This is a genomic window from Paenibacillus camerounensis, assembly GCF_000723885.1.
Taxonomy (GTDB): Bacteria; Bacillota; Bacilli; order Paenibacillales; family Paenibacillaceae; genus Paenibacillus_AQ; species Paenibacillus_AQ camerounensis.
On the sequence record NZ_CCDG010000106.1, the window covers coordinates 1 to 14730 of the forward strand.

Sequence of the window (14730 nt, forward strand, 5' to 3'; positions counted from 1 at the left end):
TGTACCGGAGATGGAGACATCGCCGCGCTGGCAGGCGTTCCTTTCCAGAAGGGCGGAGAGGAGGGCGAGCTCCAGCCCGGCAGCATGTGCTACCTGCTGGCAAATGTCGACCGCCCGAAGTTCAGCCGTTTCCTGGAGGAGAGCGGAGATACGGGCCAGCTGCACACAACAGTGGAGCTGGCGATCGCCGAAGGAGCGCTGCCGGAGGGCCGCAAGTCGATTTCCGGTCTTGCCTGGGTGAGCGACTATCTCGTAGGGGTCAACTTCGGCCATGTGTTTGGCATCGACGGAACCCTTGCCGAGGATCTGACGCGCGGGGCGATTGAAGGGCGCCGCACGGCGGAGCGCCAGCTGCAGTTCTTCCGCAAGTATGTGCCGGGCTTTGAGAACGCCCATATGGTAGCGAGCGGAGAGCAGCTCGGCATCCGGGAGACCCGCCGCATTGAAGGGGATTATATCCTGACCGTGGATGATTTCATTACAGCCCGTTCCTTTCCCGACGACATTGCCCGCAATGCCTATTATATTGACATCCATCTCGCCAACAGCAAAAGCGATATGACCTTCAACCATCTGCCTCCGGGCATTTCGCATGGCGTGCCTTACCGGATCATGCTGCCGCTCGGCATTGACAATCTGTGGGTGGCCGGACGCTCCGTATCCTCGGACCGGGCGGTTCAGGGCTCCCTGAGGGTTATGCCGAACTGCTTCTCTATGGGCCAGGCCGCCGGCACGGCGGCTGTGCTTGCGCTGCAAGGCGGCACCGGCTCACGGGGCATATCCGTTGCTGAGCTTCAGCGGCGGCTGCTGGAGCAGGATGTGTGGCTGGGTGAGGACCGGGTACCCGCCGAGAAGGAGAAGGAAGGGAACACGCCGTGAGGCGGGTTGCTCTAACGGACGCATGTTTTCACGGCGCCGTCTCGCTGGAGCACCTTGAAGGCGGAATTAAGCCTTGGCGGATTCCTTACCAAGATTACGGGCTGTATCCGCCCGGGGGGATCGAGGGGAAAGCGGAAATCTGCGCCGGTGTCCGCCTGCGGCTGCGCACGGATTCCGCGGAGGTTGCGGTTTCGTTCACGCCGCTTGCAGAGGATGCCGCGATGGATTGCGTGGCTGGAGGAGCACTCCTCCAGACGCTCCATCTGCCGGCCGGTGCGACGGAAGCGTATTTCGGCGGATTGTCCGGCGGGACCAAGGATATAGAAATCTGGCTCCCGCAGAATACAGGCATGACTGTCACCGGTCTGCGGATCAGTGCCGGAGCATTCGGCGTCCCGCTGCCGGACGACCGGCCCCGCTGGGTCACCTACGGCAGCTCCATTACGCAATGCGTCGCGGCATCCGGCCCTTCGCGTACCTGGCCTGCCATTGCAGCCGAGGCCTGCGGCTTCAACCTGACCAGCCTCGGCTTCTCCGGCAACTGCCATATGGAGCCGATGATCGGGCGGATGATCCGCGATCTGCCGGCGGATTTCATCTCCATTTGTGCGGGGGTGAATATCTACGGCGCTGCCACCTTAAGCCCGCGTATGTTCAAGCCGCTGCTGATCGGACTGCTGGAGACCATCCGTGATAGGCATAAGGAAACTCCGCTGCTTGTCATTACTCCGGTCTATGGCACCATCCGTGAAACAGAGCCCAATCCGCTGGGCTTCACTCTGCCAATGATGCGCGAAGCCATCCGCGAGACAGTGGAGCTGCTGCGGGAGCGGGGCGACCGCTATCTATACTGCCGGGACGGGCTGGATTGGCTCGGGGCGGAGGAAGAGCCCTTCCTTACGGACGGTCTGCATCCCGGAGCCGATGGGTACGAGCTGATGGGCAGGCGCTTCCCGGGGCTTTTGGAGGGCGTGTACCGTACAGCAGATAAGTAACGGGAACCAGTACCGGTTGCTTGGCGCCCCGAATGCTCCGCAGAATTTCAGAACAGTCCATTTTTATCCCTGGAGAGTGGGCTTACCCCGCTCTTTTCTTTTTGGACAAGCATTATAGTAAATGAATAGCTCCGTGCAAAGGGATATGAAAGCGATTACTATCCCCGGAGCCCAAAAGGAGAAGCAGGAAGGAAAGGAGCTGATGTACCGGAAGGGTCAGGTTCTACCGGGTGTGCCCGTGCGTAAGGGTTATGTAAACCGCAATTACGTTTATAACCTCACATGGAGATAATCTATCGCCTCCACAGCTAAAGTCCTTTAGCAGCAGGGTTCCGGTTTGGGTTGTAAGGTGATAGAAAACCGAGCTGCAAATACGGATTCTCCTTGGGAAACAGCTGTAACTCGGTAGCGTAATGAATCGGGCTGTTGTCCAACATCAAAGCCATTTTTTTGCTGGGGGGAGCAGAGAGAAGATCCTGTAAAACCAAATAAAGGCGGCAGCGTCCGCCTCTCCTTCTTCTGGGTGATGCACTTGCCTTGTTTCGCAGGTAATGGCACGGCATCATGAATGAGACGGGCTAAAATAACTGTACTTTCTGCAACTAAACTAGGCTAATTAGCTTCGCAGCAGGTTTTAACTGCACTCAATACATTTATATTTGCCGAAAACGCCCCGAACCGGCTTTTTCGCGAAAAATAGATGTACAGAATACAGTTATCTTCTTAAAATGACTAAATTCCCCTGTTTTAATTGCACAAACTACACTTAAAACTGATTTGGCTCCGAACCGACTGACTAAGGTTAGCGCTTTGGCAAGGGAGATCCATCCGCTGCCCAATGCTTTACCTGAGGCAGGAACAGGAGACGGTTCGTTAGTCTCTTAATGACGTTCTATATAGATTATTTATTTTGAGGAGGCCAATATGCGTATTAAAAAAGCAATGGTTCTTTTATTAGCGTTCGCCGTCATGCTTGCCGGGTTTATTCCGCAGACAGCGGGGGCGGACGAAGCCGATCCAAGCTACTCGCTAACAGCAACAGATTCTGCAGGGGCAGCCGAGTCCCCGGCTTCTCCGCAGAATGCGCAGGGGGCGGCAGTCATTCAGAACTATCCGAAGCCCGATATTTATGATGCATCCGCCGTGTTTTCATTGAAAGCGGATTCAGAGGCAGTCCCCGTCATCAAATATTTGCCTGACTATGATTACGCGCAGTTTTCATTTTCAGGAACCGTCACCCTTGAGGTTACGGCGAACCAGCCGATCACCAATTATTCGATCAGTCCGCTCGCCAAGAATATCCAGGGGACAGTGAGCGGAAATAAACTGACCTTTACCCTTTCTGCCTCAACCTATGTGATCGTGGATATCAATCAAGCCCCCAATGAAAAGGCGGATGAGCCTGACCCGGAAAAACGGAGAAAACGGCTTGTTATCGCCGCCGATCCGCTCGAAACGGATATACCCGCCTCTTCAGGTCCCGGAATTTACAATGTAACCGCTGCGCCGTACAACGCGGACAGCTCCGGGACGACCATCACATCGAATGCAATTCAGAAGGCCATTGACGATGCCAATCAAGCCGGAGGCGGCATTGTGTATATCCCGGCTGGCGTCTACAAGAGCAGCAACCTGACCTTAAAAAGCAATGTCATCTTCTATCTAGCGGGAGGCGCCGTCATTGTCGGCACAGGCAGGGGAGAGGATTACCGGAATGACTTCCGGAAGGATTCTATCTCGGACGGAACTTATTTTATCCGCACGGCCGTTAACTCCGAGAATATCACCATGCGCGGACGCGGAACCATCGACGGGAAAGGGATCGAGATGCGGAAGCGGAAAATGACCGATCCGCCGCCGACTCACAAAAAAGGGGAAGGCTTTATCAATAATCTGGTCGTTCCCATCGCAACGAGCCATTTTACGTTTGACGGCTTGACCTTGCGGGATGGCGGGTTCTGGGCATTCCTGGTGGTCCGTTCCGACAATGTGAAGATTACGAATTACAAGGGCTTCCAGGACTTGCATGTGCTTGAAGATGACGCCATTGATATCAATGAGAGCCAGAACGTGCTGGTGAAGCATGCCATTGCCATCTCGGATGACGATACGTTTTCCACCAAAACGTGGCCGCAGAAGGGGATGTCCAAAGACTGGCCGGGAGCCATTGAGAGCCTGAGCAACGTGGTCTTTGACGACTGTCTGGCCTGGACACGCTGCGCAGCCTTCAAGCTGGGGATGGGCATATGCACGCCGCAGGTCGGTGTCACCATCCGTAATTCATATGTGTATCAAAGTGCCCGGGCGCTGCTGGTAGATCATGCTTATACGGAAAATCCGCTTCCGGTGGAAGGTTGGGCCAAGGACGTTACATTTGAAAATATTGATATCGAGCGGGTCGGCATCAACCAGTTCGGGAATTACTGGCTCCGGATTTCCACCAGCACAGCCGGCGATGTAAGCAATGTCGTGCTCAAAAACATCAATGTCCGCGAAACGGGAGGCGAGTCCCCGATCCAGGGGAATGTCGTCCGGGGCGGAATGGTGAACGGAGTGACGTTCACGGATGTTTATGTGAAGGGCAAGCTGGCAACAAGCCTGAGCGATCTGAAGGCGGCAGTGAAAAATGAAAATGTGAGCGGCGTGGTCATTGCCAATTCCAGCCCTTCTCTTTTCAGCGATCATTTTGAAGACGGCAATTACACGGGCTGGACAGCGGCGGCGGGTACCTGGTCGGTTAAGGAAGAAGCCGGAAACCAGGTGCTGGCCACTGGAAGCCAGACTACAACGTATCTTATTACGGCGAATGACAGTGCCCCATGGACGGATTATACCTATGAGGCGAAGCTGTACCTTCCATTCATCAATGGAGAGGAGAACGCAGGGCTTCTCTTCAGGGTGAAGGACAACAAAAATTTCTATATGTACCGGATCAATGCCAAGAGCAAAAAGCTGGAGCTGTTCAAATCCCTAGACGGGACATTGTCCTCTGTTCTGAGCAGTGTTGATTTCACCCCTGCCAAGCAGTGGTACACGGTAAAGGTGGTTGTGAAAGGGAACGCGGTTAAAGGATATGTGGACGGCCAATTAAAGACGGAATGGACAAATAGCGTAAACGAATTAACTTCGGGAGGCATTGGCTTCCGGACAACCTCGGCCAAAATTCTGTTCGACGATGCCGTTGTTTCCGCAGTCAATGAAGCGCCGACAGACATTGTGCTCTCGCAGGTCAGCATAGCGGAAAATACGACCGCGGGAGGCATGGTGGGAACGCTAAGCGCAGTTGATCCGGATGCCGGAGAGACCTTTTCCTATGCGCTGGTTCCGGGAGCAGGTGATACCGACAACGGCAGCTTTTCCATCGCGGTGCTGGGGAATACACTGTTCCTTCGTACTTCCCCGGACTACGAAACCAAGAACAGCTATATCATCCGCGTAAGGGCCACGGACTCGGGCGGTCTCTATGTGGAAAAGAGCTTTACGATTGATGTCATCGACAAGGATGACACCCCCGTAGATGCAGATCGGGATGCCGTCCTGTTCAGCGAGGATTTTGAAGGCGGCGTTACACCGTTATGGACCGTCTCCTCCGGCATCTGGTCGGCAGCAACGGCTGAAGCAACGAAGCCGCTGGTCCAGAAGGCGAACACAACAGGCCTCATTACAGCCGGCAATGATGCATGGGAGGATTATGCTTATGAAGCCAAGGTCAGAATTCCGATCACCAATGCCAATGCCGGCCTAGTGTTCAGGCTGAAGGACTCCCTTAATTACTATATGTACCGTGTGAATGGAGCGAACCAGAAGCTGGAGCTGTTCAAAGCGGTGGACGGCGTATTGACCAACGTATCCAGCACGCCGTTCACGGCGGTTGCGAAGCAATGGTATACGCTGAAGGTTATCGTTCAGGGGAACACAATAAAGGGGTATGCCGACGGGGAGCGTAAAGTCGAGTGGACCAATCCGGTAACCGAATTAACAGCCGGAAAAATCGGTTTTAGAACCACCTCGGTTGATGCGGCTTTTGATGATGTACTCACTGCAGGCATCAAAACGGCCAGCGGACCCTTGACGGTGACCCTCAATGTCTATGCGCCGGCCAACTCAGTGGACAACAGCGATAGTGTAACAGTTACAGATTTGCTCGAGACAACGGATACGAAAGATTGAAGTGAACATTTGCTGATGAACGGTGCTTTGAAGAAACGGAAAACGATAGTTTAATACCAGCGGCAGTCAATGACTTCATTTATCAAGTCTTTGACTGCCGTTTCAATGCTGTTTACCGCCTTATTCTCCATACTTCTTCTCCGTTTTGTTGCCATGGCAACAGAGGGATAGCGGATACTTTGTTACAATCATCATTGAGAAATATTCTCAATGATGATATGTATGGTACAGCTAATTTATCGGAGCGTTCAACTCTATATCGTACGGAGGCGGAAAGATTGAAATACATCTATATATTTGTTGGATTTGTGTGTGTGGGCCTCGGTGCTGCAGGGGTGTTTTTGCCAGTATTACCTACAACGCCATTATTGCTGCTCGCTGCCTTTTGCTTTTCCCGCGGGTCAGAGCGGTTTCACGGGTGGTTTTTATCTACCGGACTATATAAAAAGCACTTGAAGAGCTTTGCCGAATCACGCTCCATGACACTGAAAGATAAGGTGCTTATCCAGAGCTTTGCTTCAACTATGCTGCTTATTGCTTTTTTTGTTACTGACAGTACGGCGTTCCGGATTCTGCTGATTACTGTAGCCATCGGGAAATATTATTATTTTGCCAGACATATTACAACCATCCGTGTCGACCGCCTAAAAAGTCATTAAAGATGATGAACGGCAGGCTTCCCGGTCTGGTGAAGCACTCCAAAAAGTATATTGTGCAGGGCATTCTGGCCAACTAAGCTTACTGTGTCACCGCTGGAGGCAGTCTCTATGGAGCTGAGAATCGGCTATCTATTGGCAGCTTTCGGGGAGTGGAAAGAGCTTAAGAAATGCCCGGGTTATTTATAATGATCGGAGTAATGACCTTCCTCAAAAATAGTCTCAGCGTTCAAGGCAGTCCATTCTGCCGGAGAAGTCTCTGGATGCAGATCAAGGTAGGACCGGACCATTTTGTAGCCTTCGCTATAACCGTAGGCATTCGGATATTCGTTCCCGTTCCCGTATAAAATCTTCGATTGCATATCATAGTTGCTTCCCTTCAAATAGGGCTCCGTTCGGGACCAATACTTCTTGTCATATTCCGGATAGATTAAAGTGGATTCAATATCCTTATAGATCAGCTTCTCAAACATAACTGCTTTGCCTTCAAAAACGACATTATCCAAGATCCGGAAAGTGGTTTCCGGGGTTAGATTTTTCTCCGCCCATATATGATGATGATACTCATGGGCGATCCCGACACGGATCATATCATCTGTTAAGTAGAAGCTGTATGGGACAATAATCTTTCCGGCTCCTGCAGGCCGCTGGGCTGCTGCTCAAGCCTTCGATCATAACAATGACTGTATTCGTGGCAAATTACGGCGTGGAATGACAGCGGAGTCGGTCAAAGGTTAGCATGATAATTACAGATGTCTGGCAGAGCCCGTGCGATCGTGCATTTCTTTTATAGAAATGTACAGTTTGCTGTGTTCAAAAAAGACTGCCCGTAACCTTATGCGTCAAATGCTCAATTCTCGGCTTCATCAGGGCGTCGTCAATGGCGGACAGCTTGTCTGCTTTGAACAGCTGAATTTTTTTGAGCTGATAATAGTCCGTTAATACCTGCTCCACCGTCAGCTGATTGGTCATCAGATATTTGACATTCAGCATTCCCCGCAGAAGCTCATCCTGCATAATGAGGATTTTTCCGTTCAGCTCATGAAACAGGCCCCGCCGGATTCCCTCCTGATAATAGGCCAGAATCTGCTCCTCCCGCTGCTGCATACCTTCAGTGAACCGGCTGTACCAGTCGGGATAGCTGGTTTCGAGGTCCTTTAGGAAGATCTCCGTAAAATATATGGTCAGCGAGACGGACTGCTCAAACATCTGCTGAAACCGGATGCCGAAGCTCTCCTCAGACTCCAGCGGCGAGGAAGCCAGCTGTTCAGTCATGTATGTAACAAAGCCTTCGACAATATAGCCGATAATCTCCTCTTTTGTTGAAAAATACTTATATAAAGTAGCCCGGCTGACCTCCGTTACTCTGGCGATTTCATCCATCCGCACGGATTGCAGCCCGTTTTTCCGCAGATAGGGCAGCAGCTTAGAGATTAGCCTGGAGCGTGTTTCTTTTATTTTATCCGAGTTGCTTATAACATTGTTCAAAATCAAAACCCCCTTATGGTGTATTATAACCTGAATTTTCATCCAATAGATCGAATTTATACAAAATAGACAAAAAACATAAAAAGTGTTTACTTTGTATTACCCGTGTGCTAAGCTAACTGTCGAAGCTAATCCATAAAAGAGAGGAAAATCGGATATGAAAACACAGAGACTCGGAAACAGTGAGCTAGTTATTTCTTCTATGGGATTGGGCATGATGGGGATGTCTCCGGGCATATACGGCTCTGTAGACGATGAAGAATCCGTAAAAACCGTACACCGTGCTCTGGAGCTGGGAGTTACGCTGCTGGATACCGCCGATACCTACGGGAACGGACATAATGAGGAGCTGCTGGGCAAAGCCTTGAAGGGCCGGAGAGAGCAGGCTGTAGTGGCAACCAAATTTACGTTCGGGCCGAACTGGGCGTTTATTGGAGGGCATCCGGATTACGTGAAGAAAGCTGTCGATGAGAGTCTGCGCCGTCTCGGCCTCGATTATATTGACCTGTATTATCAGCACAGGGTAGATCCTAATGTACCGATTGAGGAGACTGTAGGGGCAATGTCTGATCTGGTAAAAGCAGGCAAGGTCCGCTATCTGGGCCTGTCTGAAGCAGATGCAGCTAACATCCGCCGGGCGCATGCCGTGCATCCGATCTCTGCGCTGCAGACGGAATACTCCCTGTGGAGCCGGGATGTTGAGGAAGAAATTATCCCTGTAGTCAATGAGCTGGGGATTACTTTTGTAGCTTACAGCCCGTTAAGCCGAGGGTTCATCACCGGAGAGCTTCAGAAATTTGAGGACTTCAAGCCAGATGATATGCGCAGAATCCTGCCGCGGTTCCAGGGGGATAACTTCCAGAAGAATGTGGACATAGTAGACAAGCTCGGAGAAATTGCCGCAGAAAAGAACTGCTCGGTCGCCCAGCTCGCCATTGCCTGGACGATCGCCAAAGGTACGGTACCGATTCCCGGCACCAAACGCCGGAAGTATCTGGAGGAAAATGCCGGTGCTATCGATATTCAGCTTACTGCTGACGACCTTGCGCGGATTGATGCAGTCAGCCCTAATGCATTCGGGGGGCGTTACCCGGTTGCAGAGTAACAATATGGAGCTACGATATAGAGCAATGATATAGAGCAATGATAAAGTTTAAGATAGAGTAAGATAGATAGCTGCTTCCCGTTCGGGTTAGCGGCTGTTTTTATATTGTAAGGGGGATTGTACAAGCTGCCTGAAGTGTAGTCTGCATAATTTGTATTATGGCAGGAGTGGATCAGTAATTTATTTGGTTATTGGCTCTTATAACGGAGCCAGTCTATTCATATACTAGCTCAATATTACTAGTCTGTTACTGAAGGAGTGCAGTCTGATGTTCCAGGGTTTATCTGCGTTTCCGCTTACCCCGTTAGATGAAACGGGCGTTAACGAACAAGAATTCATCCCTTTGATAGAACGCCTGGTTTCAGCATGTGTTGATTCAATCGGTGTCTTAGGTTCAACGGGGAATTATGCGTATCTTACCCGGGCACAGCGTGAACGGGTGTTACAGCTTGCTGTCCAGGCGGCTGGAGATACGCCTGTAATGACAAGCATAAGTGCGCTGCGGACACTTGATGTGCTGCACTTGGCAGAGGATGCACAGCGGGCAGGAGCAAGGGCTGTTCTGTTAGCTCCGGTATCCTATCAGCCTTTGACGGATGAAGAGGTGTTTCATCTGTATGAACAGGTGACCGCCAATCTGTCTGTACCGCTCTGTGTATATGATAATCCCAATACCACACATTTTCGTTTCAGCGATGAGCTGCACGGCAGGATTGCGCAGCTTCCCAATGTCGGGGCCATCAAGATTCCCGGAGTTCCTGCCGGGGCTGAAGCAGCCGGTTCGCGTATAGGGAAGTTGCGTGCACTTGTTCCATCCGGTGTGGCACTTGGTATTAGCGGAGATCCGACTGCTGCAGCCGGTTTAAAGGCAGGCTGTGAGGTTTGGTTCTCTGTGCTGGGCAGCCTCTTTCCCGGAATCTGCCTGCAGCTGACCCGCCTGGCTCAGGCCGGACGGGAGGCGGAAGCGGAGCAATACTCATTATTGCTCGAACCTCTATGGGCCTTATTCCGCCAATACGGCAGTCTCCGTGTTGCCTCGGCTATTGCTCAGCAATTGGGCTTCGTTTCCGGTCCAGCCCTTCTGCTGCCGCTGTTACCCTTGAGCTCAGCTGTGAATGAGCAGCTGGCGGCAGCGTTACGGGAGATTACAGCATTGGAAGGTTTACAGGATTAGAAGAAAACTAGCTGGTTACTGTTCGCAGTTCGCACACAAACAGTCGCTTCCATCAGGAGGCGGCTTTTGTTTTGTGTGGACGTATGTATAAACTATACCCCGGATTAAAGGGAAATCCCACTGGATCACCCCAACTACCCGCCAAGTGGAAAAATCACACTATATTGCCTCAACCGCCAGCGGACGAGCTATATTAAAGGGGGAAATCCCACTAATCCGGCCTAACCGCCGCAAACGGGCCCCGTTAAAGGGAAATATCCCCTTGAATCGCTCCAACCGTACGCAAATGAGCCTACCCAAGGGGAAAAATCCCCTTAAATTGGCCAAACCGCCGCGAACGGGCCCCACCAAAGGGAAAACTCCCACTAATCCAGCCGTCCTATCCATCTTACTAGGAGAGCCCATTTTGGCCGCCATTCCCAGACATATTGACAACCTGTATATACAGGTTTAAACTGTTTGAAGTGTTTGACCTTGTATATACAAGTTTAATGATTGGAAGAGAACCAAATTCTGGAGGTGCTTCATTTGACACAGACCCGGTATTCGGAATGGTGGCGCCGGTCCACGGTGTATCAGGTATACCCTAAGAGCTTTAAGGATACGACAGGCAACGGAACAGGAGATATTAAAGGGCTTACAGAGAAGCTCAATTACCTGCAGGAGCTCGGCATTGATATTGTCTGGCTGCAGCCGGTCTATGTCTCACCGCAGTATGATAACGGTTACGACGTGGCCGATTATGAGGCGATTAACCCGGATTTCGGCACAATGGAAGACTTCGATGAGCTTGTGCAGGAGCTGCACCGGCGCGGCATGAAGCTGATGACCGATATTGTGGTCAATCATACCTCGGTTGAACACGAGTGGTTCAAGCAGGCGTCTTCCGGCAAAGACAACCCGTACCGTGATTATTATATCTGGAAGGACCCGGGCCCGGATGGCGGGCTGCCGAACAACTGGCAGTCGAAGTTCGGCGGTCCGGCCTGGCAGTTTGACGAAGCGTCGGGGCAGTATTTTCTTACCCTGTACGACAAAACGCAAGCAGACCTCAACTGGGAGAATGAGCAGGTACGCCGGGCAGTGAACGATATGATGCTGTTCTGGGCCAAAAAGGGTGTTGATGGCTTTCGGATGGATGTCATTAACGTGATCTCCAAGGATCAGAGCTTCCCTGATGATGACGGCAGTGTGCCGCCGGGGGACGGGCGCAAGTTCTACACTGACGGTCCGCGTGTCCATGAATTCATTAAGGCGATGTACGATGAGGTGTTCGGGCCTTATGAGATGGTTACCGTGGGGGAAATGTCCTCGACGACGCTGGAGCATTGTATCCGGTATTCGAGTCCTGAGGAGCGGGAGTTCTCCATGACGTTCAACTTCCATCATCTGAAGGTGGATTATCCAAACGGGCAGAAGTGGGAGCTGATGCCGTATGATTTTGAGGCGATGAAGCGGCTGTTCACGCAGTGGCAGACCGGAATGCAGCAGGGCAGGGGCTGGAATGCCTTGTTCTTCAACAACCATGATCAGCCGCGGGCCATTTCCAGATTCACCGACGATAAGGCATACCGCGTGGAAAGTGCGAAGCTGCTGGCAACAACGCTGCATGGCATGCAGGGCACCCCTTATGTCTATCAGGGCGAAGAAATCGGCATGCCGAACCCGATCTGGAAGGGCATTGAGGAGTTCCGCGATATCGAGTCGCTGAATATGTACCGGATTTTGCAGGAGCAGGGTAAAAAGCCGGGCACAGCGCTCAGCATCCTGCAGGAGCGTTCACGTGACAATTCCCGGACACCGATGCAGTGGGATGACAGTCCGAACGCCGGCTTCACTGCCGGAACCCCGTGGATCAAGGTCGATGAGCGGTATCCCGATATCAATGTACGCAAAGAGCTCGCCGATCCCGGGTCCATCCTTCATCACTACCGCAGGCTGATTGCTCTGCGCAAGGAGCATGACGTGTTTGTGGAAGGGAGCTTCAGCAGACTGGATGAGGCCCATCCTGAGGTGTTCGCTTATGCCAGACAGGCAGAGGGAGCGACGCTGGTGGTTGTCTCGAACTTCAGCAGAAAAGAGATCACCTTCCGCTTCGGCGGCAGGCAATGGGCAGAACTGGGTGACAGCAGTGAACAAGAGCTGCTGATCGGCAATACGGCAGAAGCCCCGTCTTTAGCACAGGAGCTTCAGCTCAGCCCGTACGCCTCCTATATGTGGCTGATCCGCTAAAGAGAAGCATGCCGGCATCATTATAATCAAAACAGGTAAGGAGTGATCACATGGCTATAGACCGCAAAAATGTCGAGGATATCGTCCGGGCTGTCGGGGGTAAAGAGAATATCGAAGTTGCGACGCATTGCGTAACCCGGCTGAGATTCTCGCTCTATGACGAGAGCAAGGTGGACAAGGAAGCGCTGGACCGCAATGATCTGGTCAAAGGGCAGTTCTCGACCCAGGGGCAGTTCCAGATTGTAATCGGGCCGGGAACGGTCGATACCGTCTACGAAGAAATGATCAAGATTACCGGCGGTACCCGCTCCTCCAAGGACGAGGTGAAATCCGCAGCTGCCCGCAAGCAGAATCCGCTGCAGCGGGCGATCAAGACGCTGGCTGATATTTTTATTCCGATTCTTCCAGCCATCGTTACCGCAGGTCTGCTGCTCGGAATTAATAATATCCTGACCGGATCGGGGATTTTCCTGTATGAGAAGTCACTGGTTGAAGCCTATCCGCAATGGAGTGATATTGCCTCTATCATCAATACCATTGCCAGCACAGCCTTCACCTTCCTGCCGGCGCTGATCGGCTGGTCCGCAGTCAAACGCTTCGGGGGCAGTCCGCTGCTCGGGATTGTACTGGGTCTGATCCTCGTACATCCGGATCTGCTGAGTGCCTACGGCTATGCTGATGCTTCGCTGGAAGGAACGGTGCCAACCTGGAATTTGTTCGGCTGGCATGTTGAGAAGATCGGTTACCAGGGGCAGGTGCTGCCGGTACTGGTCTCGGCGTATATTCTGGCCGTTATTGAGAAGTTCCTGAATAAGCGGGTGCATGATTCCATTAAACTGCTGGTCGTGGCACCGGTAGCGCTGCTAATTACAGGGTTTCTGGCGTTCACCCTCATCGGGCCGCTTACGTTTGCCATCGGTAATGCCATTACGGACGGTCTGGTATATATCTTCGACCACTTTGCACTGCTTGGAGGCCTGATCTATGGCGGCTTGTATTCCGCGCTGGTCATCACCGGGATGCACCATACGTTCCTTGCCGTCGATGTCCAGCTGATCGGCAGTGAAGGCGGAACCTTCCTGTGGCCGATGCTGGCGCTGTCCAACATTGCCCAGGGTGCTGCAGCACTTGCCATGTTCTTCATCGTCCGGGAGCAGAAGGCCAAGGGGCTTGCCGCAACCTCCTCTATATCTGCCTTCCTGGGCGTTACGGAGCCGGCAATCTTCGGGGTTAATATCCGCTACCGTTATCCGTTTTTCTTCGGGCTGATCGGGTCCGGTCTGGCCGGCATGCTGCTTACACTTAATAACGTACGTGCCTCGTCCATCGGGGTAGGCGGGATTCCCGGCTTCCTGTCGATTTTTCCGAACCAGTGGGGCGTGTTCTTCATCGGGATGGCGATTGTACTCATAGTGCCGTTTGCTGCTACTATGCTGTATGGCCGTGTAGCCGTTCAACGTGCTAACAAAAATGAGCAGGCTGAGGCTGCCCGGAGCAGCGCGTTGAGCGGAGCAGATGAGCTCAGCAGCCGCAGCTCCGTTCAGGCATCGCAGGAGCCGGTGAATATTCTTGAGCTGGCTGCACCGATAAGCGGGAAGGCAGTGCCGCTGGAGCAGGTTCCTGATCCCGCTTTTGCCGAGAAGCAGATGGGTGAAGGGATTGCAATCGAGCCGTCTGACGGTAAGGTCTATGCACCGTTTGATGCGACCGTCGCCCATGTTATCAAGAGCAAACATGCGCTGATTCTGGAACATGCGAGCGGCGTCCAGGTGCTCATTCATGTGGGAATCAATACGGTATCTCTAAAAGGCAACGGGTTTACCCAGCACCGGAATATCGGCGACAAGGTACAGGCCGGAGAGCTGCTGCTGGAGTTCGATAGGGATGCAATCCGCGCTGCCGGTCTGCCGGTCATTACACCGATTATCATTCCTGCCGGACAGGAGATGGTAGAACGGATTGAAGAGAAGACCGGACCGGCGACAGCCAAGCAGACCGGTATCCTGACTATTCATCTTAAGGGCTGAACGA

General features: G+C 52.5%; 10 protein-coding genes. 8 read left to right on the forward strand and 2 right to left on the reverse strand.

What is annotated here, in order from left to right:
• The 4 genes from BN3772_RS28930 to BN3772_RS28945 form a co-directional block, all read left to right on the forward strand.
• A partial coding sequence (locus tag BN3772_RS28930; RefSeq protein WP_042203978.1) for an FAD-dependent oxidoreductase occupies positions 1–879 on the forward strand: 879 nt, incomplete at its 5' end.
• Positions 876–1874, forward strand: coding sequence for an SGNH/GDSL hydrolase family protein (locus BN3772_RS28935; RefSeq protein ID WP_042203979.1), 999 nt, complete (start codon positions 876–878; stop codon positions 1872–1874). The genes BN3772_RS28930 and BN3772_RS28935, both read left to right, overlap by 4 nt.
• A 924-nt stretch (positions 1875–2798) precedes the next feature.
• Positions 2799–6044, forward strand: a complete 3246-nt coding sequence (locus BN3772_RS28940; RefSeq protein ID WP_086074821.1) for a 3-keto-alpha-glucoside-1,2-lyase-like domain-containing protein — start codon at positions 2799–2801, stop codon at positions 6042–6044.
• Positions 6045–6322: 278 nt separating this feature from the next.
• On the forward strand, positions 6323–6703 hold the full coding sequence (locus BN3772_RS28945) for a YbaN family protein (RefSeq protein ID WP_042203981.1): 381 nt from the start codon (positions 6323–6325) through the stop codon (positions 6701–6703).
• A gap of 176 nt (positions 6704–6879) precedes the next feature.
• Here the strand turns inward: BN3772_RS28945 and BN3772_RS28950 are convergent, their stop codons facing one another.
• On the reverse strand, positions 6880–7326 hold the full coding sequence (locus tag BN3772_RS28950) for a DUF2268 domain-containing putative Zn-dependent protease (protein WP_341872599.1): 447 nt from the start codon (positions 7324–7326) through the stop codon (positions 6880–6882).
• 187 nt (positions 7327–7513) lie between these two features.
• The gene (locus BN3772_RS28955) at positions 7514–8188 is read right to left on the reverse strand and encodes a TetR/AcrR family transcriptional regulator (RefSeq protein WP_042203984.1); all 675 of its coding nucleotides are present in this window, start codon (positions 8186–8188) and stop codon (positions 7514–7516) included.
• 157 nt (positions 8189–8345) lie between these two features.
• On the opposite strand from BN3772_RS28955, the gene BN3772_RS28960 reads away from it, so the two are divergent.
• The 4 genes from BN3772_RS28960 (at position 8346) to treP (ending at position 14726) form a co-directional block, all read left to right on the forward strand.
• Entirely contained in the window at positions 8346–9293 is a 948-nt protein-coding gene (locus BN3772_RS28960) for an aldo/keto reductase (RefSeq protein ID WP_042203988.1), read from the forward strand.
• Positions 9294–9561: 268 nt separating this feature from the next.
• A complete protein-coding gene (locus BN3772_RS28965; protein WP_042203991.1) occupies positions 9562–10467 on the forward strand; it encodes a dihydrodipicolinate synthase family protein in 906 nt (301 codons plus the stop codon).
• A 528-nt stretch (positions 10468–10995) separates the two neighbouring features.
• Positions 10996–12699 carry an alpha,alpha-phosphotrehalase gene (gene treC, locus BN3772_RS28970; RefSeq protein ID WP_042203993.1) on the forward strand — a complete coding sequence of 568 codons (1704 nt, stop codon included), beginning with the start codon at positions 10996–10998 and terminating at the stop codon, positions 12697–12699.
• Positions 12700–12749: 50 nt separating this feature from the next.
• The gene (treP, locus tag BN3772_RS28975) at positions 12750–14726 is read left to right on the forward strand and encodes a PTS system trehalose-specific EIIBC component (RefSeq protein WP_042203996.1); all 1977 of its coding nucleotides are present in this window, start codon (positions 12750–12752) and stop codon (positions 14724–14726) included.
• Positions 14727–14730 lie beyond the last annotated feature (4 nt).

Excerpts from the sequence above, each read along its gene's own strand:
- treP (WP_042203996.1), top strand. The coding sequence starts at position 12,750 with ATGGCTATAGACCGCAAAAATGTCGAGGATATCGTCCGGGCTGTCGGG.
- BN3772_RS28940 (WP_086074821.1), top strand. The coding sequence starts at position 2,799 with ATGCGTATTAAAAAAGCAATGGTTCTTTTATTAGCGTTCGCCGTCATG.
- BN3772_RS28960 (WP_042203988.1), top strand. The coding sequence starts at position 8,346 with ATGAAAACACAGAGACTCGGAAACAGTGAGCTAGTTATTTCTTCTATG.
- BN3772_RS28965 (WP_042203991.1), top strand. The coding sequence starts at position 9,562 with ATGTTCCAGGGTTTATCTGCGTTTCCGCTTACCCCGTTAGATGAAACG.